The sequence below is a fragment of the Bifidobacterium sp. M3-N-101 genome (assembly GCF_023656805.1).
GTDB classification, from domain to species: domain Bacteria; phylum Actinomycetota; class Actinomycetes; order Actinomycetales; family Bifidobacteriaceae; genus Bifidobacterium; species Bifidobacterium breve.
In genome coordinates this window covers 192,336-215,067 of sequence record NZ_JAMOKQ010000006.1, presented here as the reverse complement: position 1 = coordinate 215,067, position 22,732 = coordinate 192,336, and the positions used below count along the sequence as shown (strand labels likewise).

General features: G+C 57.7%; 21 protein-coding genes and 1 tRNA gene. 17 read left to right on the top strand and 5 right to left on the bottom strand.

Annotated elements, in window-relative coordinates:
• Window position 1: 1 nt before the first annotated feature.
• Both ruvX and mltG read left to right on the top strand, forming a co-directional pair.
• Window positions 2-454 carry a Holliday junction resolvase RuvX gene (ruvX, locus tag NBH12_RS06565; RefSeq protein ID WP_003829241.1) on the top strand — a complete coding sequence of 151 codons (453 nt, stop codon included), beginning with the start codon at window positions 2-4 and terminating at the stop codon, window positions 452-454.
• 12 nt (window positions 455-466) lie between these two features.
• Window positions 467-1,654 (top strand): endolytic transglycosylase MltG, encoded by a 1,188-nt coding sequence (gene mltG / locus NBH12_RS06560; RefSeq protein WP_250819297.1) that lies wholly within the window; start codon window positions 467-469, stop codon window positions 1,652-1,654.
• A gap of 101 nt (window positions 1,655-1,755) precedes the next feature.
• On the opposite strand, the gene NBH12_RS06555 is transcribed toward mltG, so the two are convergent.
• Window positions 1,756-2,229 carry a peptidase A24 gene (locus NBH12_RS06555; protein WP_052787169.1) on the bottom strand — a complete coding sequence of 158 codons (474 nt, stop codon included), beginning with the start codon at window positions 2,227-2,229 and terminating at the stop codon, window positions 1,756-1,758.
• Window positions 2,230-2,277: 48 nt separating this feature from the next.
• Here NBH12_RS06555 and aroC point away from each other — a divergent pair, with 48 nt between their 5' ends.
• From aroC to aroQ, 3 genes are all read left to right on the top strand, one after another.
• Window positions 2,278-3,465: a chorismate synthase gene (gene aroC / locus NBH12_RS06550; RefSeq protein ID WP_065452336.1), complete on the top strand. Its 1,188-nt coding sequence runs from the start codon at window positions 2,278-2,280 to the stop codon at window positions 3,463-3,465.
• A gap of 34 nt (window positions 3,466-3,499) precedes the next feature.
• The gene (locus NBH12_RS06545; RefSeq protein ID WP_052828250.1) at window positions 3,500-5,122 is read left to right on the top strand and encodes a bifunctional shikimate kinase/3-dehydroquinate synthase; all 1,623 of its coding nucleotides are present in this window, start codon (window positions 3,500-3,502) and stop codon (window positions 5,120-5,122) included.
• 151 nt (window positions 5,123-5,273) lie between these two features.
• A complete protein-coding gene (aroQ, locus tag NBH12_RS06540) occupies window positions 5,274-5,720 on the top strand; it encodes a type II 3-dehydroquinate dehydratase (protein ID WP_052822276.1) in 447 nt (148 codons plus the stop codon).
• A gap of 384 nt (window positions 5,721-6,104) precedes the next feature.
• On the opposite strand, the gene NBH12_RS06535 is transcribed toward aroQ, so the two are convergent.
• Window positions 6,105-7,061 carry a hypothetical protein gene (locus NBH12_RS06535; protein WP_065463900.1) on the bottom strand — a complete coding sequence of 319 codons (957 nt, stop codon included), beginning with the start codon at window positions 7,059-7,061 and terminating at the stop codon, window positions 6,105-6,107.
• 189 nt (window positions 7,062-7,250) lie between these two features.
• Between NBH12_RS06535 and pyrG the strand changes: the two genes are divergently transcribed.
• The 8 genes from pyrG to NBH12_RS06495 all read left to right on the top strand — a co-directional run bounded on the left by pyrG (window position 7,251) and on the right by NBH12_RS06495 (window position 17,031).
• Window positions 7,251-8,915 carry a CTP synthase gene (gene pyrG, locus NBH12_RS06530; protein ID WP_003833256.1) on the top strand — a complete coding sequence of 555 codons (1,665 nt, stop codon included), beginning with the start codon at window positions 7,251-7,253 and terminating at the stop codon, window positions 8,913-8,915.
• A gap of 160 nt (window positions 8,916-9,075) precedes the next feature.
• The gene (locus NBH12_RS06525) at window positions 9,076-10,704 is read left to right on the top strand and encodes a L,D-transpeptidase family protein (RefSeq protein WP_065463899.1); all 1,629 of its coding nucleotides are present in this window, start codon (window positions 9,076-9,078) and stop codon (window positions 10,702-10,704) included.
• Window positions 10,705-10,882: 178 nt separating this feature from the next.
• Complete coding sequence (gene sufB, locus NBH12_RS06520) at window positions 10,883-12,382, top strand: Fe-S cluster assembly protein SufB (RefSeq protein WP_003829250.1); 1,500 nt, start codon at window positions 10,883-10,885, stop codon at window positions 12,380-12,382.
• A 5-nt stretch (window positions 12,383-12,387) separates the two neighbouring features.
• Entirely contained in the window at window positions 12,388-13,623 is a 1,236-nt protein-coding gene (gene sufD, locus NBH12_RS06515; protein ID WP_003829251.1) for a Fe-S cluster assembly protein SufD, read from the top strand.
• 26 nt (window positions 13,624-13,649) lie between these two features.
• Entirely contained in the window at window positions 13,650-14,429 is a 780-nt protein-coding gene (gene sufC, locus NBH12_RS06510; RefSeq protein WP_003829252.1) for a Fe-S cluster assembly ATPase SufC, read from the top strand.
• A 169-nt stretch (window positions 14,430-14,598) separates the two neighbouring features.
• Window positions 14,599-15,873 (top strand): cysteine desulfurase, encoded by a 1,275-nt coding sequence (locus NBH12_RS06505; RefSeq protein ID WP_250819296.1) that lies wholly within the window; start codon window positions 14,599-14,601, stop codon window positions 15,871-15,873.
• Window positions 15,874-15,884: 11 nt separating this feature from the next.
• Window positions 15,885-16,439, top strand: a complete 555-nt coding sequence (gene sufU, locus NBH12_RS06500; protein WP_025221558.1) for a Fe-S cluster assembly sulfur transfer protein SufU — start codon at window positions 15,885-15,887, stop codon at window positions 16,437-16,439.
• Window positions 16,440-16,446: 7 nt separating this feature from the next.
• Entirely contained in the window at window positions 16,447-17,031 is a 585-nt protein-coding gene (locus NBH12_RS06495; RefSeq protein ID WP_003829255.1) for a metal-sulfur cluster assembly factor, read from the top strand.
• 124 nt (window positions 17,032-17,155) lie between these two features.
• On the opposite strand, the gene glgC is transcribed toward NBH12_RS06495, so the two are convergent.
• The 3 genes from glgC to NBH12_RS06480 form a co-directional block, all read right to left on the bottom strand.
• Window positions 17,156-18,400 (bottom strand): glucose-1-phosphate adenylyltransferase, encoded by a 1,245-nt coding sequence (glgC, locus tag NBH12_RS06490; RefSeq protein WP_054321764.1) that lies wholly within the window; start codon window positions 18,398-18,400, stop codon window positions 17,156-17,158.
• A 203-nt stretch (window positions 18,401-18,603) separates the two neighbouring features.
• Window positions 18,604-19,482, bottom strand: coding sequence for a TrmH family RNA methyltransferase (locus tag NBH12_RS06485; protein WP_003829258.1), 879 nt, complete (start codon window positions 19,480-19,482; stop codon window positions 18,604-18,606).
• Window positions 19,483-19,541: 59 nt separating this feature from the next.
• Window positions 19,542-19,629, bottom strand: a tRNA-Leu gene (locus tag NBH12_RS06480).
• Between the two features lie 95 nt (window positions 19,630-19,724).
• Here NBH12_RS06480 and NBH12_RS06475 point away from each other — a divergent pair.
• From NBH12_RS06475 to ybeY, 4 genes are all read left to right on the top strand, one after another.
• Entirely contained in the window at window positions 19,725-20,522 is a 798-nt protein-coding gene (locus NBH12_RS06475; protein ID WP_250819295.1) for a 16S rRNA (uracil(1498)-N(3))-methyltransferase, read from the top strand.
• A gap of 109 nt (window positions 20,523-20,631) precedes the next feature.
• Complete coding sequence (locus NBH12_RS06470; protein WP_014483795.1) at window positions 20,632-20,970, top strand: histidine triad nucleotide-binding protein; 339 nt, start codon at window positions 20,632-20,634, stop codon at window positions 20,968-20,970.
• A gap of 18 nt (window positions 20,971-20,988) precedes the next feature.
• Window positions 20,989-22,173: a PhoH family protein gene (locus NBH12_RS06465; RefSeq protein WP_065464718.1), complete on the top strand. Its 1,185-nt coding sequence runs from the start codon at window positions 20,989-20,991 to the stop codon at window positions 22,171-22,173.
• On the top strand, window positions 22,163-22,714 hold the full coding sequence (gene ybeY, locus NBH12_RS06460; protein ID WP_052788391.1) for an rRNA maturation RNase YbeY: 552 nt from the start codon (window positions 22,163-22,165) through the stop codon (window positions 22,712-22,714). The genes NBH12_RS06465 and ybeY overlap by 11 nt, the downstream gene beginning before the upstream one ends.
• The last annotated feature ends 18 nt before the right edge of the window (window positions 22,715-22,732 follow it).

Here is a 22,732-nt window from a genome sequence, read left to right as displayed (position 1 = left end):
CGTGGTGTGGTTAGGCGTTGATTTGGGTAACGCCCGGGTCGGACTCGCATTGTCCGACCCGGAGCTTACCTTTGCACACCCAGCCGGGAACATTCATGTTGCCGGTGACTATTTCTTTGCCATCGATGAAGTGCTGAATGTCGTTGAGGACGAGCACGTGACCCATATCATCGTGGGACTGCCGTTGCAGATGGACGGCACTGAAGGCAAAAGCGCCAAGAAGGCGCGCAGATGGGCCGTAAACCTTGAGAAACGTTTGCGTTCCGAGAGAGAAGAATCCCAAGAACCCCAGATTCCGCAGGTAGTATTGGTAGATGAGAGATTGACAACGGTCAGCGCTCATCGTCAGCTGTTTGAGGCTCAGAAGGCTTCGACCAAGCATAGGCCAATGGTGGACCAGCAGTCGGCAGTGGTGATTTTGCAGACGGCACTTGACCGTGCGGGGGAACAGTGAGGGACCGGTTTTATGGCAGACAATTTCAACGATTTCTTCGACGAGAACACGCATTGGGTCGAAGGGAACGCGAATCCGCCCAGCGGCTCGCTGGAACCTCCGCAGCCGCCGAAGTCCCGCAAGGAGATGCGCAAGCGCCGCGAGAAGCGTAAGCAACGCCATACCATGGTCATCATTGCGGTTATCGTGGTTATCGCACTGATTGTGTGCGGCGGATATTTTGGTGTGAAGAAGCTCAAGTCTATTCGAGACAGCCAGAGCCAGACGACCGCTGTCATCGCTGATTATCCAGGTCCTGGCGATGGCGACGTCCAATTCACTGTGGAAGAGGGACAAGGTGCTGATGTCATTGCGAAGAACCTCTTCAAGCAGAAGATCATCAAGTCTGCCGCCGCGTTCACCAGCGTGGTCATGGCCAATGATGCCAAGCTGTACCCCGGCACGTTCTCGCTGAAAAAGCACATGGCAGCCAGCGACGTGTTGGCCATTTTATCTGACTCATCCAACGCTTCCGGATTCCTGGATGTCAAGTCGGGCGAACGTGTCACTGACGTTCTTGATGCGGCCGCAAGCCTGTCCGGCATTGATCGCAGCGAGTTCGATACCATCGTGAACGGTGGCGGATCCGGCATCCTACCGGCCGAGGCCGGTGGCAGCTTTGAAGGATGGTTTGAACCAGGCAGCTACAACGTGCAATCCATGACCAGCGCGTCGGACATCCTCAAGGCCATGGTCGACAAGCGCATCGCCAAACTCGATGAACTGGGAGTCCCCAGTGGCAGCGATCGTGAACGGGTGATGGTCATTGCATCCATCGCTGAGGCCGAGGTCAATAAATCCGACTACTACGCCAAGGTGACACGTGTCATTGAGAATCGTCTCGATCAAGGCATGGCCTTGGGCATGGACTCTACGGTGGCCTATGGCAATAATGTGAAGTCGGCAGAAGTCACTACTGCTATGACGCAGGATGCCTCCAACCCATATAACACATATCAGATTGCCGGATTGCCTCCCACTCCGATTAGCAATCCTGGCGACAACGCTATTTCGGCTGCGCTGAACCCCGAACCGGGTGACTGGCTGTACTTCTGCACAGTGAATCTCGACACCGGCGAAACCAAGTTTGCCGCCACTGCCGACGAACACAATCAGAACGTTGCAGAGCTGCGCCAGTGGCAGGCTGCAAACGGGCAGTAGTCCATCCCTGCTAGTCCCTCTAGTGGAGAAAACGGCAGGTGGCCCATTCTTGTAGCCCCCTCTGATGAGGGGGCTCCCGCGAAGCAGGTGGGGGAGAGAACTTACAAGACAACCCCAACAACAATCGCTACAGCGGCTCCCACCAATATCACCGGCGCATACGGCACTTTGCCCGCATACGCCGGTGATTTGCGTTGCGGATCGAACCTCGTCCACCACGCGATCCACGCGATACCGCACACACCCATGGCCAGCCACCACACCACCACAGGCAGCAGTCCGAATAAGCCGACGGACAACCCCATAGGAACCAATGCGGTCACGTCACCGAATCCCAGTGATTTGGGCACAATGAGCGCCAATGCAAACTGAACCAAGCAGCACAACACGGTAAACAGCAGTGCCTGTAACAGCACGAACAAATCGTTTGCCACCACGCCATAGGCGAAATCCGCGGCCAGTTGCAGCAACGCACCCACCGCGACCCATGCAATCGGCACCCGCCTGCACCGCACATCTTCAATGGACAGTGCAAGCCCACATAGCAGACCGGGCAAGGTGAACAGGTATGGCATGGCTTAACATTAACCCCTAGTTACTGAACATACGAAACGAGGGATGCTATGTTGCGCTGGCAGACAGCAGGGGAGTCGCATGGAGAGGCCTTGGTGGCCATGATCGAGGGGCTGCCGGCCGGCATTCGCATCAGTACCAACGACATCGTCTCCGCGCTGGCCCGCCGTAGGCTCGGCTATGGTCGTGGAGCCCGTATGAAGTTCGAACAGGATCAGGTGCGACTGCTCACTGGCGTACGTCATGGATTGACGCTCGGCTCTCCGGTGGCCATCGAAATCGCCAACACCGAATGGCCCAAGTGGACCGAAGTGATGAGCGCCGATGCCCTTGACCACGATTTGCCGCGTGAAGGTCGCAATGCGCCGCTGAGCCGTCCGCGTCCGGGCCATGCCGATTTGACCGGCATGCGCAAGTATGGCTTCGACGACGCCCGTCCTGTGCTCGAGCGTTCCAGCGCCCGCGAGACCGCCTCCCGCGTGGCTCTGGGTGAAGTCGCCAAGCAGTTCCTTGAGCAGGCATTCGGCATTCGTACCGTGGCTCATGTGGTGGCGCTCGGCGGCGTGCAGACCAACCCCGATTTGCCGTTGCCCACTCCGGATGACTTGGAAGCCCTTGACGCTTCTCCTGTTCGTACCTTGGACAAGGAAGCCGAGACGCGCATTATGGAGCGTATTGATGAGGCCAAGAAGGCCGCCGATACATTGGGCGGTGTCATTGAAGTACTTGCCTATGGTGTGCCTGCAGGCATCGGTACCTACGTGGAATCCGACCGTCGCTTGGATGCGGCGCTGGCCTCGGCGATTATGGGAATCCAGGCATTCAAGGGCGTGGAAATTGGCGATGGCTTCCTTGAAGCGGCCCGTCCTGGTTCTCAGGCTCACGATGAGATCGTGGTCAACGCGGACGGCCGCATCGACCGACTTTCCAACCGTGCTGGTGGCATCGAGGGCGGCATGTCCAACGGCCAGGTGATTCGCGTACGTGGTGCCATGAAGCCGATTCCCTCCATTCCGAAGGCTCTGCGTACCGTCGATGTGCTGACCGGTGAATCTGCCGCGGCCATCAACCAGCGTTCCGACAGCACTGCAGTGCCCGCCGCCTCCGTGGTGGCCGAAGCCATGGTGCGCCTGACGCTCGCCAAGTATGCATTGGAGAAGTTCGGAGGCGACAGCGTGGAGGAGACTCACCGCAACCTTGAGGCGTACCTCGCTTCATGGCCCGAGCACATGCGCTGAGTCGCCGGAACACGATCGAGAAGGTTCATACGCTATGACAGCACGTCCCCACGCCGTAATCATCGGCATGATGGGTGCCGGCAAAACCCGTGTTGGCAAGGAAGTGGCGCACATGCTGCGGCTGCCATTCGCCGATGCCGATGTGGAAATCGAGCACGAGGTGGGTATGAAAATTCCCGCCTATTTCGATAAGCATGGTGAGCCCGCCTTCCGCGAGGTTGAGGCCGATCTCATCGCTGATTTTCTTGAGGATTTTGACGGCATTTTCTCGCTTGGTGGGGGAGCGCCCATGACGCCTTCCACACAGGAAGCACTGGCGGACTATATCGCCCAGGGCGGTTGCGTGGTGTATCTCGATGCTGACCCGAAAGAGGCGATGGAACGCGCCAATCGTGGCGGCGGACGTCCCATGCTCAATGGTGACGCCAATGCCCGCTGGAAGAAGCTCTTCAAGGAACGCGATCCCGTGTTCCGCAACGTGGCCAATGTTCATGTGCATACCCGCGGACTTACCCCGCAGGGAGCAGCCAAGAAGGTGATAGATATGGTTTCCCAACGAACGGTGCATGTCGATGGTGCCGCCATTGAACCTTATGACGTGGTCATCGGCGAAGGCGCGATGAACCGTCTGGTCGATGTTTTGGGTTCCAAGCCGGTCCGTATCGCATTGATTCATACTCAGCCGGTGCAGCGGCACTCCGACCGTGCTCGTGCATTGCTACGTCAAGGCGGTTATGAGGTGTCCGACATCGTGATTCCGGACGCCGAACCCGGTAAGACCATCACTGTGGCCAATCGCATTTGGGAACGTCTCGGCAACGAAGGCTTCACCCGCTCCGATGCCGTGGTGGGGTTGGGCGGCGGTGCCGCCACCGATTTGGCGGGCTTTGTGGCGGCTACGTGGATGCGTGGCGTACGCTATGTAAACTGCCCGACGTCGCTGCTTGCCATGGTGGACGCCTCCACCGGCGGCAAAACCGGCATCAATACCCCGCAGGGCAAGAACCTTGTCGGATCGTTCTACACGCCGGCCGGCGTGCTGGCCGATATGAACTCTCTGGCCACCTTGCCCAACGACATCTTCATCGAAGGTTTGGGAGAGGTTGCCAAATCCGGTTTCATCCGTGACCCTGAGATTCTGACCATTCTTGAGAATCACGCGGCCGAACTTCGTGCTTTCGACGGTTCCACGTTCCTCGGTTCTCCGTTGGAGGATGTGGTCGCCGAACTTATCGAACGCACGGTAACGGTCAAGGCCTATCACGTTTCCTCCGATCTCAAGGAGAAAGGCCTGCGTGAGTTCCTCAACTACGGTCACACACTGGCCCATGCCATTGAACAGCTGGAGCACTTCCGCTGGAGGCACGGCAATGCTGTGGCAGTCGGCATGGTGTATGCCGCTGAACTGGCGCATCTGACCGGTCACATCGATCAGGATCTGGTTGATTACCATCGTTCGCTGCTCACTTCGCTGGGCCTGCCGACTTCATGGAACGGTGGCTTGTTCGATGACGTGCTCGCTTTGATGCACCGCGACAAGAAGGCCCGCGGCAACGAGCTGCGCTTCGTGGTGCTCGACTCAATCGGCCACGTGGTTCATCTCGATAACCCGCCCGCCGATGCCGTGGAAGAAGCCTTCCGCCGTATCCAGCAATAAATCTGAGCAACCGTCCGCTTCTGGCTCCCCTCAGTCTCGCTACGCGAGCCAGCTCCCCTCAGGGAGGGGAGCCAGAGAAGACCTTGGCTCCCCTCCCTGAGGGGAGCTGTCAGCGAAGCTGACTGAGGGGAACCTGACGAAGGAGCAAAACATGATCAAAGTAATCGTCGTCAACGGCCCAAACCTCGGTCGTTTGGGCGTCCGTCAACCAGATGTCTACGGCCGTCAGGATCTCGACACTTTGCGTGAACTCTGCACCCAGTGGGGCAAGGAGCTTGGTCTCGAAGTCGAAGTGCGTCAAACTGACGACGAAGCCGAAATGGTGCATTGGATGCATCAGGCCGCCGACGAAAAGACCCCTGTGGTCATGAACCCTGCGGCCTTTACCCACTACAGCTACGCTCTCGCCGACGCTGTCCACATGGTCATCGACGAAAATCTGCCGCTGATGGAGGTCCACATCTCCAATCCGTCCGCCCGCGACGAGTTCCGCAAGCGCTCGGTTATCAGCCCTGTCGCCACCGGCACCATCACCGGCATGGGCTTCTACGGCTACAAGCTCGCCCTCGACGCCGTAGCCCATCTCATCAACGACTGATTGCGCCACATCTGTTTCGTCGTACTGATTTTTTCGGCAATAGTCATCCATAACCGGTCCCTTCAGCCTCTTCGGAATTATTCAGCGCAAAGATTTCTCGTAGAGAACCGCCATTTCGAGAGATCTTTGCACTGAGTTGCGCTTAGCGCAATAAATTCTCGAAATCAGGGTTTAGTACGAGAAATCTTTGCGCTGACGGTTGCTTAGTGCAATAAATTCTCGAAATGGCGGTTTTCTACGAAAAATCATTGCGCTAGCGATATTGGTGATGGGCATCGTACTGCGAAAGGATCAAATTCCACAGCATCAAATGTGTCCAAAGACATACAATTCCGCATTGATCTTGAATCAGTAGGAGTCGTCATTGCCCGATTGAGATTGTCGCTACCGCAATCTCGGAACACCCGCCTTTGAGAGCATTGCCGTCATTCTTTTCGGATTCATGACATCCTCATAGAAAAGATGCACGATGGTGGTCACTCCTTGTGTCTTCAGATCGTGTTCCCGACGACGCTCGTACTCCATCTTTGCCTGAAGAGAAGCTCTGCTTTGATTGGTGGTATCGGCATATTTCGCCATACCGTCATATTCGGCCACGATGATGCGTCCATCGGCAAGTTTCCAACAGAAATCAACTCGATATGGAGCTGCGGGATTGTTGGGGTTTTCGAATTCCACCTGCAGCAGCGGCACGGCAAAATCGCAAAGGATAATTTGACCACGAGTGAATGATTCTCCACCATTTTCGCTTGCAGGATTAGCGTAACGCAGTAGTTTGGCTACCGCCGCCTCATCACAATTCGTTTGAATTGCTAAGGTATTGATTTCTTCGACAGTGACGTGACCAGAGCGTAGTGCCGAATCATAGATTGCTAAGGCAGAGGAGAAAGAGAATGTGGAACAGTCGACAAGCGTCCGTGCCGGAGATGTGACCAGAATACCTTGACACTTCCAGAGCGGAATTCGAGGCATGTATATGCGATTCAATTTCGAGTGATCCCTGCCGGTAATACCACTATTGCCAGCAATATGTACTGAGCCATCATGCAAGGAGTATGCATGCTGATAGCCATATACGCATGCGGCACTGAGACCCGCAAACGTCCACTGTGGATGGAGCGTCGCCAAAGCGCGAATCATGTGTAGCGACTGCTCTTCAGCGTTGAGCTGAGTCCAATAATCGGTTCGGGCGAACAGAGTGGGGTAGGGAGATATCAGCTCGCATGATTTCACGCGACGCCGTAACGCATGATAGAGAGCGCTGCTGCTGCTACTTAGCGCGCAACGCTGTTTGGCCTCGGCCTGTTTGAGTAAAGAGATGACTCCTTTGTGCTCCTTCATATTTCGACGTTAGGGGAGTCAAAATCCATCGCGCAAGCTGAACAGACAATGTGGATACAGCTTGTCGTTCCCTGCTCAATGTGGATAACTCGGCTGTCTTTTCTCGGTGCGCTGATATGCGCACATGAATGCCATCGAAGAGATGTCGGTAACACGCCGGGTCATACGCGGATGATAGAGTGAAATTCCATGGTTAGAAGAACACATGGTAATTCTCAAGAACACGTCACCAAGCATATTTTCGTCACCGGCGGCGTTGTTTCCTCTCTCGGTAAGGGTCTGACTGCCTCGTCTCTGGGTCGTTTGCTGCGCAGCCGTGGTATCAAGGTACTCCAGCAGAAGCTTGACCCGTACATCAACGTCGATCCGGGCACCATGAACCCGTTCCAGCACGGTGAAGTCTACGTGACCGAAGATGGCGCCGAGACCGATCTCGACATCGGCCACTACGAGCGTTTCCTTGACGTTTTCCTCTCTCAGAAGGCCAACGTCACCACTGGTCAGATCTATCAGGAAGTGCTGCGTAAGGAGCGCGCCGGCGAATACCTCGGTCAGTGCGTGCAGGTCATCCCGCACATCACCAACGAGATCAAGTCCCGCATGCGCGCCCAGGCTTCCGATGATGTCGATGTGATCATCACCGAAATCGGCGGTACCGTCGGCGATATCGAATCCCAGCCGTTCCTCGAGGCCGCCCGCGAGGTTCGCCGTGATCTCGGTGCCGAGAACTGCATGTTCGTGCATGTCTCCCTGGTGCCGTACATCTCCGCCGCACACGAGCTCAAGACCAAGCCCACCCAGCATTCCGTGATGATGCTTCGTCAGCTTGGCATCTCCCCGGATGCCTTGGTGCTTCGCTCCGACCGCCCGCTCAACCAGTCCATCAAGGACAAGATCAGCCTGATGTGCGATGTCGATGCGGAAGGCGTGGTCAATTGCGTGGACGCGCCGAGCATCTACGACGTGCCGAAGATCCTGTTCGAGGAGGGCCTCGACGCCTATGTGGTGCGTGAGCTGGGTCTGCCGTTCCATGACGTCGATTGGGACGAATGGGCCGACCTGCTGGAGCGTGTGCACCACCCCAAGCATGAAGTCAATATTGCCATCGTCGGCAAGTACATCGACCTGCCGGACGCCTATCTGTCCGTCACCGAGGCCATCAAGGCCGGCGGCTTCGCCAACTGGGCCAAGGTCAACGTCAAGTGGGTTGCGGCCGACCGTTGCGAGACCGAGGAAGGCGCTGCCGCCGCACTCGACAACATCGATGGCATCGTGATCCCTGGAGGCTTCGGCATCCGCGGTATCGAAGGCAAGATCGGTGCACTGAAGTTCGCCCGCGAGAACAAGCTGCCCGCCCTCGGCCTGTGCTTGGGCCTGCAGTCCATGGTCATCGAGTACTCCCGCCATGTGCTGGGCATCGAGGACGCGAACTCCACCGAGTTCGAGCCCGATTGCGCCAACCCGGTGATCGCCACCATGGAAGAGCAGAAGGACATCGTGGCCGGCAAGGGCGACATGGGCCACACCATGCGTCTCGGCTCCTACCCAGCTGACCTCGAAGAAGGCTCGCTGGTTGCTGAGCTGTACGGCACCACGCATGTCACCGAGCGTCACCGCCACCGTTACGAAGTCAACGTGGCCTACAAGAATCGCCTGCGTGAGGGCGGACTGCGCATTTCCGGTCAGAGCCCGGACGGCGAACTCACCGAGTTCGTTGAGCTGCCGCAGGATGTGCACCCGTTCTACGTGGCCACCCAGGCCCACCCGGAGTTCAAGTCCCGCCCGACCAAGCCGCACCCGCTGTTCGCCGGTCTGGTCAAGGCTTCGCTGGAGCACCAGGAAGCTCGCGGCTGAACCCGGACTATTGACGGCAATATCAACGTGATGTAAATCGCGCCAGCCTATGACAAACCATGGCCATGAATCACTTGGAATTCATGGCCATGGTGCATAATGGCCTCAAATGCATAATGCCGCATATAACCAGTAAACGAGAGAATGTGTAACAGTTCATATGACCGATAATTATGAACAGCCTGTGGGCGGATCGCAGCCGAACATTGCGGGGAGCTTCAGCGATGCCGAAGCAACAGCGGTATTCACCCCGTTCGATGTAGCTCAGCCTATGGATCAGTCGATTGATGATGGCGACGCCGTGAAGGCCAATCACCACAAGCGTCACGTATGGCCTTGGATTGTATTGGGTGTTGTCGTAGTGCTGGGTGCCGGCTTGGGCGGAGGCTTCTGGTTCTTCCAGTCCCACGCCTTGCCGGGAACGACTCTGTGGGGCAACCCCATGATGGGGCGCAGCCAGTCCCAAATCGCTGCCACCATTGATGACACGGTGAACAACACCACTGTTCCGGTATCGTATGATGGCAAGACCGCCAAGATTTCATTCAAGGATCTGGGTCTCAGCGTCGACTCGGATGCCCTTGCATCCGAAGTGGTGAACGCCAAGCGCGGCGACGCTTTCTGGCGGCGTTACGCATTCTGGGTGAAGAAGGACGTGACCACCGCCCCGGCCAATGCTGGTGCCGCAGTCTCCGATACGCTCAACCAGAAGCTCGGCGTCAACGAAGTCAAGCCGGTAGATGCAGCTGTGCAATTGAACGGTGACCAGACCGGTTTCGATGTTGTTGCCGGTGCCCAAGGTGAGGGTGCGGATGTCGCTCCCGTGGCCGATGCCGCGGTAAAGTCGGTGCAGTCTCTTGGCTCATATGAGCCGAAGACCGTCAACGTCAGTCTGAAGGCCACCAACCCGGTGGTGACGGACGATATCGCCAACCAGGCAAAGTCCACACTGGACACCTTGCTGCAGAACCCTGTGGCCATCAAGGTTCAAGATCATCAGATTGCCGCCATCAACGCACCCGCACTTGCCGCGGCTATGAGCATCAACGCGAACGAGAACGCGAAGCTGACCGATGGCCAGACCCGAAACGGTTATGTGGTGTTCGACGCTGGCAAGCTGCAGCAGTATTACAACGACGCCATCAAGGCCAATCTGAAGACCGATCATGAGGACCGCGAAGTCATCGTCAACAATGACGGCGACGAATTGCAGGTCATCAAGGAAGGTCATGACGGAGTCACCCTTGCCGATGGCACCGACTCGAACGTTGGACAGCAGGCCGTCGAAGCGCTGGCCAAGGGCAACGGGGCAGTCACTCTTGACGGTACGGTTGACCCGATGCAGACCAAGGCCACCAAGCGGCATGTGGTCGTAGACCTCTCTGATCGTCTGGTACACGTGTACGAGAATGATCAGGAGATCAAGACTTTCCATGCTTCCGTGGGCCAGGACAACAACCGCACCACCGGTGTATGTCAGGGTGACCTGTGCACGCCGACCGGCGACTTCAAGGTCTGGCTCAAGTACCCCACACAGGACATGAGTGGCAACGTGACCCTGTCCGACGGCTCGGTCAGTCACTGGAGCGTCAAGGGTGTGGGTGACGTCAACTACTTCTCGAAGGATGGTTGCGCCATTCACCGTATCGCCAAGTCGAGCTTCACCAGCGACGCCACCATCGCCAACATGAACAACATCTCCCACGGTTGCGTGGGCATCGGTTGGGATGTGTCCGACTGGTTCTATGACTGGTGCCTGAACGGCACTACCGTGCACGTGCAGCTGTAGCCGTACAATCGCATATGAATCGACTTCGGAGCCCGTCTGCGGACGGGCTCTTGCCATAGCTGTGCACGTGTGCGATACATCACGTATGCGCATAGCCAATATTCAGTCGGGTTGGTAGTGTTTCAGCCTGGGTTCTGTTAGGTTTACGTAGGACCATGTGTGAAACAAGGAAGGCAGGATGGTGACCGAAAACACAGCACCAAACGCCGCCGCTGACGTGGAGATGAGCCAGTATGTGGCTGATCGTACTCGCGTCAACGAGGACAAGATCAAGCAGGATGACGAGATCATCAGCCAGTTCGGCGATTACAGCTACGGCTGGCATGATTCCGACGCCGCCGGCGAAGCCGCAAAACGAGGCATAGACGAAAACGTCGTGCGCGCCATCAGCGCCGACAAGGGCGAGCCGCAATGGATGCTCGACATGCGTCTGCGCGGTTTCAAGGCGTTCCTCGACAAGCCCATGCCCGATTGGGGTGTGGATTTGTCTGGTTTCAATGCCGATGATTTCAAGTATTACGTCAAGCCGATTGAGAAGCAGGCTAAAAGCTGGGACGACCTGCCCGATGACATTCGTTCCACCTACGACCGACTCGGCATCCCCGAAGCCGAGAAGAACCGTCTGGTCTCCGGCGTCGCTGCCCAGTACGAATCCGAGGTGATTTACAACTCGATTCGCGAGGACCTGAAAAAGCAGGGCGTAATCTTCGTCGACACCGATACCGCAGTGCGTGAATACCCCGAACTCGTCAAGAAGTATTTCGGCACCGTGGTACCTCCGGAAGACAACAAATTCGGTGCGTTGAACACTGCTGCATGGTCCGGTGGCTCGTTCGTGTATGTGCCGAAGGGCGTGCATGTGGACATCCCGCTGCAGGCCTACTTCCGCATCAACACTCCGGCCATGGGTCAGTTCGAACGTACGCTGATCATTGCCGACGAAGGCTCCTACGTGCACTACGTGGAAGGCTGCACCGCTCCGATTTGGTCCGAGGATTCACTGCACGCCGCCATCGTGGAGATCATTGTCGAGAAGCACGCTCGCGTGCGCTACACCACCGTGCAGAACTGGTCGAACAACGTGTACAACCTGGTCACCCAGCGCGCCTACGTGCGCGAGGGCGGCACCATGGAATGGGTCGATGGCAACATCGGATCCAAGGCCACCATGAAGTACCCGGCTTGCATTCTCGCCGAGCCGTATGCCAAGGCATCCACTATGTCCCTTGGATTCGCCGGCAAGGGCCAGTATCAGGACACCGGTGCCAAGATGATTCATCTGGCTCCGCACACCAGCTCCACCATCGTGGCCAAGTCCATCTCCCGTGGTGGCGGACGTTCCGCCTACCGCGGCCTCGTCAAAATCGTCAAGGGCGCCTATGGCTCCTCCAACTCGACCGTGTGCGATGCTCTTCTGGTCGATGACTTCTCCCGCTCCGACACCTACCCGCATGTCGACGTGCGTGAAGACGACGTCTCGATGGCCCACGAAGCCACCGTCTCCAAGATTTCCGAAGACCAGCTCTTCTACCTGATGAGCCGAGGACTCACCGAAGAGGAGGCGCGAGGCATGATCGTGCGCGGCTTCGTTGAGCCGATCAGCCGTGAGCTGCCTATGGAATACGCGCTCGAACTCAACAGACTTGTGGAACTTCAGATGGAAGGATCGGTGGGCTGATTCCAATGACCGATAACACAGCACCCGTCAAGGAAATTCAGATTCCGGTCGCCGACCCCAACGACCCGTACGCGGTTCCGGCCGCCATGCCGTCTTCCGTGGATCATGCCGTGCGTTCCTTCAACGCCAGTGATTACCCCGAACCGAACCGCAAGCAGGACGAATGGCGTTACACGCCGATTGAGCGCATCAACGAATTCTTCACCGTGTTCAAACCCTCCGGCGAAACGCAAATCGAAGTCTCGATGATCGACGGCTCACCACTCGCCGAAGGCATCAAGCTTACTCAGGTCAAGATGGGCGAAGGCCTGTCCGGTACTGTCTCCAAGCCGAATGACCGCGTCTCTGCGGTCGAGTGGGAGTCCGGCGCCACCGCCACCATTCTTGAGCTCACCGGCGAGATTACTCAGCCTGTGCTGGTCAAGGTGCACGGCGCAGGAGCCGATCTCGATGCCTTCCATCTGGTGATCGCCGCTGCCGACAAAGCCCATGCGGACGTCGTCGTGGAACACGACGGCGACGCACGCCTGGCCGAAGGTGTGGAAATCACCACCGGCAAGGACTCGCATGTTTCCACCACGTTCATTCAGGAATGGGCCAAAACCGCCAAGCATGTGGGCAACCATCGTATCCACGTGGGCAAAGGCGCATCCCTGCGTCACTCGGTCGTGACCCTGGGCGGCGATATCGTGCGCATCCGTATGGATCAGGACTTCGGCGGCGAACAGGGCGACCTCAACATGCTCGGCATCTACTTCGTCGATCCCGGCGAGCACATCGAGCACCGCACGATGGTGGTGCACAATCACCCCGACTGCAAGTCCCGCGTGGTCTACAAGGGCGCGCTTGACGGCAAGGGCGCACACTCCACCTGGGTGGGCAATGCACTCATCCAGCCGACTGCACCCGGCACCGACTCGTACGAGCTCAACCGTAACCTGGTGCTGACTCCGGGTGCCATCGCCGATTCCGAGCCGAACCTCGAAATCGAGAACGGCAACATCATCGGTGCCGGACATGCCTCTTCGGTGGGACGCTTCGATGACGAGGAGCTGTTCTACCTCGAATCCCGCGGCATTCCCGAAACCGATGCCCGCAAGCTTGTGGTGCGCGGCTTCTTTGGTGAACTTGTTGAAGAGATCGGCATCCCGGCCATCTCCGAACATCTGATGACCGTGATTGACCGACGACTGGCACGTGGCGAGAACGATGCCATGGCTCAGGTCCTCGAAGACAAGTAAGAACAGCATTTTTTAGGAGCACAACAATGTCAACACTCGAAATCAAGGACCTGCACGTCCACGTCGAAACCAAGGAAGGCATCAAGCCGATCCTCAAGGGCGCCAACCTGACCGTTCACTCTGGCGAAACTCACGCCATCATGGGTCCCAACGGCTCCGGCAAGTCCACCCTCGCTTACACGCTGGCCGGTCACCCCAAGTATGTGGTCGACTCCGGCGAGGCCCTCCTTGATGGCCAGGACATCCTCAAGATGACCCCCGATGAGCGCGCCAAGGCCGGTTTGTTCCTTGCCATGCAGTACCCGGTCGAAGTGCCGGGTGTCTCCATGACCAACTTCCTGCGCACCGCCAAGACCGAAATCGACGGCGAAGCCCCCGGTATCCGCCAGTGGGCCAAGGATTTGTCTGCGGCCATGAAGCGACTCAAGATGGATCCGAAGTTCGCCTCCCGTTCCGTGAACGAAGGCTTCTCCGGCGGTGAGAAGAAACGCGCCGAAGTCCTCCAGCTTGAACTCTTGAAGCCGAAGTTCGCCATCCTCGACGAAACCGACTCCGGTCTGGACGTGGATGCCCTGCGTATCGTCTCCGAAGGTGTGAACCGCGCCAAGGAGGCCAACCAGTTCGGCATCCTTATGGTCACGCACTACACCCGTATCCTGAAGTACATCAAGCCGGACATCGTGCACGTGTTCGCCGACGGGCACTTCGTCAAGACCGGCGGCCCCGAGCTGGCTGATGAGCTCGAAGAGAACGGCTACGACCAGTACCTGCCCGAAGGCGCCGATTCCGAGTCCGCACTGGCCTGATTTTGACCGATTAATGTAGCTGACGCGTTGGGCCGGGATGTTCTGTTCCCGGGACCGCTCCAGGCCGCTCGGGCCATGCTTTACGCCCAGGAACAGAACATCCCGGCCCAACGTTACCTGCAGGAAAAGCTATATCTCGTAGGAATTGGAAACATCGGAGGGGAAAATAATGGTTGATTTTAAGGAGATTCGGGCACAGTTCCCGATTCTGGATCAGGAGATTCATGGGCATCCGTTGGTGTATTTGGATTCTGCGGCCACCTCGCAGAAGCCGAATGCGGTGATTGATGCCGAAGCGAATTTTTATCGTACGATTAACGCCGGCGTGCACCGCGGCGCTCATGAGCTTGCCGCACGCAGCACTGTGGCCTTTGAGGAGGCCCGCGCCAAGGTAGCCAAACTCGTTGGCGCGAATGCGGCCGAAGGTGAGGAAGAGGTCGTCGTCACCGGAGGTGCCACGGCCGGCCTGAACCTGCTGGCCACTGCCTTCGGCAACGCTTCGCTGGGCCGTGGGGGAGCAGCCGCCAAGCGTTTTGCCTTGCAGCCAGGCGACGAGATCGTCGTATCCAAGGCGGAACATCATTCGGTGCTGCTGCCATTCCAGGAGCTGGCCTACCGCACCGGTGCCACCTTCAAGTGGATTGACCTGACTGAGAATGGCCGTGTGCGCACGGACAATCTCGATGAGGTCATTACCGAACGGACCAAGGTCGTGGCCGTCACCCATGTGGGTAACACCACGGGTGCCATCACCAATATCGCTCCGATCATCAAGCGTGCGCACGAGGTCGGCTCGATCTTTATTCTGGATGCCTGCCAGTCAGTGCCGCATCTCAAGGTCGATTTCCATGCTCTTGATGTGGACTTCGCCGCTTGGAGCGCACACAAGATGTATGGCCCGACCGGCGTGGGCTTCCTGTACGGCAAGCGTGAGCTGCTTGAAGCGCTGCCTCCGGCCAACTTCGGTGGCTCCATGGTCGAGCTCGCCTACATGGACCATGAGGCTCAGTACATGGCTCCTCCCGCCCGTTTCGAGGCCGGCACCCAGCCGGTCGCCCAGGTGGTGGCCGCAGGCGTCGCCGCTGAATGGATGATGAACGTCGGGCTGGAGAACATCGAAGCCCATGAAAAGACCATCGCGGCCGAGCTGCTGAAGCTTGGCGACATCGAGGGCATCCGTATTCTTGGTCCGCGCGAGAACGTGGACCGCATCGGTACCGTGGCCTTTGACGTGGCAGGCGTGCATCCGCATGACGTGGGACAGTTCATTGACGCCCAGGGTATTGCGATTCGTGTTGGCCACCATTGCGCGCAGCCGGTGCATCGTCACTTTGGACTGTATGCTTCTAATCGTGCCTCGTCCGGTGTTTACAATTCGGTTGAGGACGCGCAAGCGTTGGTCGAAACGGCCAAGGGCATCCGCAAGTTCTTCGGAGTGGAGTAAAACGAGAGAACATGAATGATTTTGGCATGAGTGGCGACGACCTCGAGCAGATGTACCAGGAGGTCATCCTCGAGGCATCCAAGCATCCGCACGGCAGAGAGTCCTTTGCGCCTGACGCCGCATCCGAGCAATCCGGTGAGGCAGCGGCGAATATTACGGTTCGTGCCAGCCACGAGTACTGCACGCCCGGCGAATCGCACCAGTTCAACCCCACCTGCGGCGATGAGGCAACCATCCATGTTGAGGTTTCCGACGACGAGCCGTACACCATCAAGCGACTGGTCTGGGACGGCCATGGCTGCTCCATCTCACAGGCCAGTCTGTCCGTGATGGTCGATTTGGTCGACGGTAAAACCGTGGACGAGGCCATGGATTTGGGACAGACTTTCCATAAGCTGATGGAATCACGTGGTGCCGGTCTGGACGATGATGCATTGGACGACAAGCTCGGCGATGCCGTGGTGTTCCAAGGTGTATCAAAATACCCTATGCGTATCAAATGTGCCCTGCTAGGCTGGGAAGGGCTCAAGGATTCCATTGCCAAGGCCCTAGCCGCCAAGAACTGAGGAAACAATGACCAACGATAATCTGGTTCCCGAACCGCAGCCTTCCGTCTTCGACGCTGTCAATGGCGTACTGCAAGACGAAGAGGCAGCGCGCCGCGTAATGGCTAATCCGGCTTTGGCTAAAGGCTTCCCCAATGGTCGCCCGGTTGAGCGCACATCAGATGACGATACCTGTGCCTGCGGCAATCATCACGGCAAGTGCGGCTGCCAGGATGACGAGTCCGATGGCAGCGACATTCCGATTAAAGCGATTGATGACATCGGCCGCGCCACTGCCGAGGATGTGCGCGAGGCGCTGCATCAGGTCATCGACCCGGAACTGGGCATTGATGTAATCGATCTGGGCTTGGTCTACGGCATTGAAATCGACGAGCTTGGCCGTGCCATCATCACAATGACACTGACCACACCGGCTTGCCCGCTGACCGATCTCATCGAGGACGAATGCGCTTCCACTCTGGCTGGTCTGGTTGAGGAGTTCCGTATCGACTGGACGTGGGATCCGCGTTGGACCATGGAGCGTATTACTCCCGAAGGCCGCGATCAGCTTGCCGCGCTCGGCTTCAACTTCGAAAACATGCCGAAGTACTGAGTTTGATAGTTCTGGCTCTCCCTCTTTGAGGAGAGCTGTCAGCGACAGCTGACTGAGGGGAGTCGACTACCAATACGAGAAAAGCCCCGCATTATGCGGGGCTTTTCCATACCTAGACCGTCAATCAGTCATCGACAATGGTGTTCTTCGGCACGACCGTGATGCCGTCCGGCGTGACCGTGAAACCACGGGCCAGATCGTGCTCGGTATCGATGCCGACGGTGGAGTTCTCGGTGAGCACCACGTTCTTGTCGAGGATTGCCTTGTAGACACGGGCACGACGGTTGATGATCACGCCATCGAACAGTACGGAGTCAACAATCTGGGCCCAGGAATGAATGCGCACGTTGGGGGAGAGCACGGAGTGGTGCACTTCACCGCCGGAGACAATCACACCGGGGGAGACGATCGAGTCGGTGGCGTGGCCTAGGCGGTCACGACCGGCATGAACGAACTTGGCCGGCGGTAGGTTACCGGACATCGTGTAAATCGGCCAATCCTGATTGTACAGGTTGAACTCAGGCACATAGGCAATCAAATCCATGTGCGCATCGTAGAACTGCTTGATAGTACCCACATCGCGCCAGTAGGCGTGATCGGTGGCGGTGGAGCCCGGAATCTCGTTCGAGTTGAAGTCATAGACACCGGCTTCGTTACGGGAAGCGAAGTATGGCGCAATATCGCCGCCCATGTCATGCTTGGTATCGGGAGCCTTCTCATCGAGCGCCAATGCCTCAAACAGGGCCTTGGTGTTGGCAACGTAGTTGCCCATGGAAGCCAGAATCTGGTTGGGGTTGTCCGGCAGTCCCGTGGTGGTGGCTGGCTTCTCCTGGAAGCTCTTGATCATGTTCGGGTGGTCCGGGTCGACCTCGATCACGCCGAACTGGTTCGATTCCTCGATGGGCTGGCGGATACCGGCCACCGTGAACTCGGCACCGGACTCGATGTGCTGCTGCACCATCTGCTCGAAGTCCATGCGGTACACGTGATCGGCGCCCACGATCACCACGATGTCCGGCTGGACATCCTCGATGATGTTGATGGTCTGGTAGATGGCATCGGCGGAGCCGAGATACCAATGCTTACCAAGACGCTGCTGAGCGGGCACAGGAGAGACATAGGAGCCAAGCAGCGGTGAGAAACGCCAGACCTGAGAGATATGGCGGTCAAGCGAATGAGACTTGTACTGGGTGAGCACCACGACCTGACGGTATCCGGAATTAACCAGATTGCTCAACGGGAAGTCGATCAAACGATATACGCCGCCGAAAGGAACGGCGGGCTTCGCGCGATCGCGGGTTAACGGCATCAGACGGGTCCCCTCGCCGCCTGCAAGCACTATCGACAGAATCTTAGGATTCTTGGCCATCGTAACTGTCCTCTCTGTTACCGAGCGTCTTTTGACACCGCACTGCTTGCCGGATGCTTCATTGCATTCGGTCTACATAGTTAATAATTGCAGAAAAAATCGAACACGCAAGGCTTTCGCTCCCGCGTGCCGTGAACTTGCGATGAACAGTTATGGGATTTGCTGGTGGTTTGGCGAATCGAGCCGATAACAAATGAAGAAAGCTACCTCGTGGCATAGAATGCCACTGCGCTGGATGCGGCTACGTTGAGACTGTCGACTCCATGGCTCATGGGAATCTTAACGGTCAGGTCGGCGCGAGCGATGGTGTGGTGGGACAGCCCATCGCCTTCGGTGCCGAAAATCAATGCCAGTTTTTCGATATGCGTCGGATCTTCGGCCGGGGCGTGCAGGCGTCTGGTCAGTTCATCCAGCGAGATCGAGCGATCCTCAAGTGCCATCGCCACAGTGGTGAAGCCCAGCGACTTCAATTCGTCGATGCCTTGGAATGGCCAGTAATGTTTGTTCTCGGTGCCGTCTTCATTGCGTCCGGTGATACGGGTCCAAGGAATCTGAAATACCGTGCCCATCGATACGCGGGCGGCGCGGCGGTAGAGCGGATCACCGCAAGAGGGCGTGACCAGCACGGCATCCACATCGAGCGCGGCCGCGGAACGCATCAGCGCACCCACATTGGTGTGATCCACAATATTCTCCATCACAGCTACGCGACGAGCATCCTTACAGACCTCGGCCACGGAGGGCAGCGGCCAGCGGCGCATGGCGCACAGAGCTCCACGATGCAAACGGTAGCCGGTCAGTCGTTTGAGCTGTTCGGGAGAGGCCACATAGACGGGGATATCGGCACCCCAGCGGTCATCGATGAAGTCGAAAGTCTCCGTCATGCCTTCCAACCAAGGTTCTTCGACCAACAAAGAGAGCGGCTCACGGCCGGCTGCCAGAGCACGGTCAATGACCTTGGGGGATTCGGCGATGAACACGCCTTTGGCGGGCTCGAGCCGATTACGCAGCTGCATTTCGGTGAGGCTCACATATGCCTCAACGCGCGGATCGTCAACGGTATCCAACGTGATGAACTGCATGGTGGCCTTTCATGTGAGCAGATAACGAAAAACCCCTTGCAATGCAAGGGGTCTATCTGTGCCCGAGACGGGACTTGAACCCGTACGCCCGTTAAAAATAGGCACTAGCACCTCAAGCTAGCGCGTCTACCATTCCGCCACCCGGGCAGGTGTCGTTGAGACAACGAGAAATGAGTTTAGCATCAAATCACAGGTATGCAATTCGGGTGTGTGCCGCGCGTGTCGCGTGTAGCCTAGAAACCATGACCGATGCCCTTTTTCTCTTCAACCCGCAGGTCGATGACGTACCGGTGAACAGTGACGAGCTGCATACCGGGTGGAAACTGACCCTCCCCGCCCATATCAAACGCCATGCCGTGCAGGCCATGAGGCTTAAGGCGGGAGACAGCCTCCAGCTCTCCGATGGTAGGGGACTGCGTATCCACGCCGTGATGGCGGATCCTGAAGCGGGTCTTGCCGAAGTGGTCACCGTTGGCCGTGAGCCTGAACCGTTGACACGTCTTGCATTGATTCAGGCGTTGGCAAAGACCGGGCATGATGAACAGGCCGTTGATATGGCCACGCAAATCGGCGTCGACCAAGTGGTGCCATGGCAGGCGGATCGATCTATCGCCAAATGGAAGGCCGGGCGCACGGATAAGAAGTGGAACGCGGTGCTGGACGCCGCTACCGAGCAGGCGAGGCGCGCGTACAAGCCGCAGCTGGAAGCATGTGCAAACAGCAAAGAGGTCGTAGCGATATGCCGCAGGGCATGCGTGCACGGTGACTTGGTCATCGTGCTGCATCAGGATGCCACCGATACCTGGACTGGTGTGGAGGCCAAAGTCGCACAGCTGGTGGAACGTACGTTGTCGGACGGCAAGCCGCGCACGGTAAGCGTGGTGGTCGGTCCGGAAGGTGGCATCAGCGAACAGGAAGTGGCTGACTTCACTAAGGCCGGGGCGGTGGGCTGCGTGTTGGGCAGCAATATTCTCAGGGCAGCCACTGCAGGGCCTGTGGCCCTTTCGCTGCTGTCACGCGCGCTTGGCCGGTATGAGTAGCGGCGAATGCCTCTGCGGACGCTGTATTGGCTGAAAGCCGATTCATGCAAGCAGAGTAACGTCCCCGCGCTAAGCTGGTGCATAGCAACACAGTAAACCAAGGAGCATGATGAGCGAATCCGACGATTGCCTGTTCTGCAAGATCATCGCAGGGCAGATTCCCAGCAGCAAGGTGTACGAGGACGAGACGACCTACGCATTCAACGACATCGACCCCAAAGCCAAAGTGCATGTGCTGGTAGTGCCGAAGAAGCATTATGCCAACGTTGCTGAACTTGCCGCCGCAGATCCGGCCGAGCTGGCTCATATCGTTTCGGTCGCCCAAGGCATTGCCGATCATGAATTCCATGGCGCGTACCGTTTGGTATTCAACACAGGTCTTGATGCGGGTCAGACCGTGTTCCACGTGCATGCGCACGTGATGACTGGCGAAAAGCTCGACGAGTAGTAGGAGAATTTCCGCTTCGTGGCAACGACTACACGCACCATCACCATTCCACCTCAGCTCGATCCCGTGGCCGTGCTTGGCCCGGTTGACGAGGTTCTTCGTGAGGTTGAGCGCGCTTTCCCTGAGCTGACGATTATCGTGCGAGGCAACCGCGTGGCAATTGTCTCGCGGTCTAAGCAGACCGAGGCTCAGGCGGCACAAGCCGAGGATCTGGTTAACACCATTATCCAAGCCGCTTACACCGCTCCCATGGACGCCGATACCGTGAGGCGTATGCTCGATCAGAATGTGCTGAAAAATCGCGTTCGACTTGAGCACCCCGGTCATGGACCGGCACATGACAAATTCGTGCAATCGGCCACTGCGGCCGATCGTGGCCATTCGCGTGGCTCGGGCACGCATGACCCGTTGTACCGCAAGCCTTCGGTTCCCGGTGTGATCACATTTGCCGCAGGTGTGCCGGTTCGTGCCAAAACCGCTGGCCAAGTGGCCTACGTCAATGCGATTGAATCGCATACCATCACTTTTGGCATTGGCCCTGCAGGTACCGGTAAGACCTATCTGGCCGTGGCGAAAGCAGTGCGTGCTTTTCAGGACAAGCAGATTCGTCGCATCATTCTCACCCGTCCGGCCGTGGAAGCCGGCGAAAACCTCGGTTTCCTGCCCGGTACGCTCAACGACAAGGTCGACCCATACCTGCGGCCGCTCTATGATGCGCTCGGCGATATGCTAGGAGCCGACCAGCTCAAGCGGTATATGGATGACGGCACCATCGAAGTGGCTCCTCTGGCGTATATGCGTGGTCGTACCCTGAACGATGCGTTCGTGATTCTCGATGAGGCGCAAAATACCACCGAACAGCAGATGAAGATGTTTCTGACCCGATTGGGCTTCAACACCACGATGGTCATCACCGGTGATATCTCCCAGGTTGATTTGGCGGTGCCTCGTTCGGGTCTGGCCACTATTGAGCGGATTCTGGAGGGCATCGGAGACATCGCATTTGTTCATCTGGGAACCGATGATGTGGTGCGTCACCAGCTTGTTGGACAGATCGTGGCCGCTTACGATCACTATGATGCCATCGCCGGCGATCATCGCGACATTGAGCGCAGGCTGCGTGGACGCAAACACCGTCAGGAAGCGGATAGCGGCAACGATAAGCAATCCATGAATCGAAGCGAGACAACCGATGAGCGTTGATGTCACTAATGAAACCCAATGGGTCATCGATCCCAAGGTGTTCTCCGACCTGGGTATTTGGGTGCTTGATCAGATGCGTGTCAGCACACAATCCGATCTGACCATCATGTTCGTGGACCCCGATCCCATCGCCGAACTGCATATGCGTTGGATGAGTCTTGAAGGGCCGACCGACGTGATGAGTTTTCCCATGGATGAGCTGCGCCCCGGCGACGGCAAAACCGTGATGGAAGGCGTGCTCGGCGACATTGTCATCTGCCCGTGGGTGGCCGCCCAACAGGCCGCCGCAGCCGGTCATAGCACCATGCAGGAAATGCTGCTGCTCACCATCCACGGTATTTTGCATCTGCTTGGCTATGACCATGTGACTCCTGAACAGGAACGACAGATGTTCGGACTGCAGCGGCAGTTGCTATTGACCTTTTTTGCCCTGCGAGGCGATGCAAACATGCAGGCCACTCTTCCACCTGGCACTCCCGATGCGCTGGCTCTTTACGATGCCGCGCACGGCAAGGGCCGTGACCTCGATTCCAGGAAATAAAACACAAGGACACCAGAA

Coding starts and splice junctions, on each gene's coding strand:
- mltG (WP_250819297.1), top strand. CDS start 467: ATGGCAGACAATTTCAACGATTTCTTCGACGAGAACACGCATTGGGTC.
- NBH12_RS06555 (WP_052787169.1), bottom strand. CDS start 2,229: ATGCCATACCTGTTCACCTTGCCCGGTCTGCTATGTGGGCTTGCACTG.
- aroC (WP_065452336.1), top strand. CDS start 2,278: ATGTTGCGCTGGCAGACAGCAGGGGAGTCGCATGGAGAGGCCTTGGTG.
- NBH12_RS06545 (WP_052828250.1), top strand. CDS start 3,500: ATGACAGCACGTCCCCACGCCGTAATCATCGGCATGATGGGTGCCGGC.
- aroQ (WP_052822276.1), top strand. CDS start 5,274: ATGATCAAAGTAATCGTCGTCAACGGCCCAAACCTCGGTCGTTTGGGC.
- NBH12_RS06535 (WP_065463900.1), bottom strand. CDS start 7,061: ATGAAGGAGCACAAAGGAGTCATCTCTTTACTCAAACAGGCCGAGGCC.
- pyrG (WP_003833256.1), top strand. CDS start 7,251: ATGGTTAGAAGAACACATGGTAATTCTCAAGAACACGTCACCAAGCAT.
- NBH12_RS06525 (WP_065463899.1), top strand. CDS start 9,076: ATGACCGATAATTATGAACAGCCTGTGGGCGGATCGCAGCCGAACATT.
- sufB (WP_003829250.1), top strand. CDS start 10,883: ATGGTGACCGAAAACACAGCACCAAACGCCGCCGCTGACGTGGAGATG.
- sufD (WP_003829251.1), top strand. CDS start 12,388: ATGACCGATAACACAGCACCCGTCAAGGAAATTCAGATTCCGGTCGCC.
- sufC (WP_003829252.1), top strand. CDS start 13,650: ATGTCAACACTCGAAATCAAGGACCTGCACGTCCACGTCGAAACCAAG.
- NBH12_RS06505 (WP_250819296.1), top strand. CDS start 14,599: ATGGTTGATTTTAAGGAGATTCGGGCACAGTTCCCGATTCTGGATCAG.
- sufU (WP_025221558.1), top strand. CDS start 15,885: ATGAATGATTTTGGCATGAGTGGCGACGACCTCGAGCAGATGTACCAG.
- NBH12_RS06495 (WP_003829255.1), top strand. CDS start 16,447: ATGACCAACGATAATCTGGTTCCCGAACCGCAGCCTTCCGTCTTCGAC.
- glgC (WP_054321764.1), bottom strand. CDS start 18,400: ATGGCCAAGAATCCTAAGATTCTGTCGATAGTGCTTGCAGGCGGCGAG.
- NBH12_RS06485 (WP_003829258.1), bottom strand. CDS start 19,482: ATGCAGTTCATCACGTTGGATACCGTTGACGATCCGCGCGTTGAGGCA.
- NBH12_RS06475 (WP_250819295.1), top strand. CDS start 19,725: ATGACCGATGCCCTTTTTCTCTTCAACCCGCAGGTCGATGACGTACCG.
- NBH12_RS06470 (WP_014483795.1), top strand. CDS start 20,632: ATGAGCGAATCCGACGATTGCCTGTTCTGCAAGATCATCGCAGGGCAG.
- ybeY (WP_052788391.1), top strand. CDS start 22,163: ATGAGCGTTGATGTCACTAATGAAACCCAATGGGTCATCGATCCCAAG.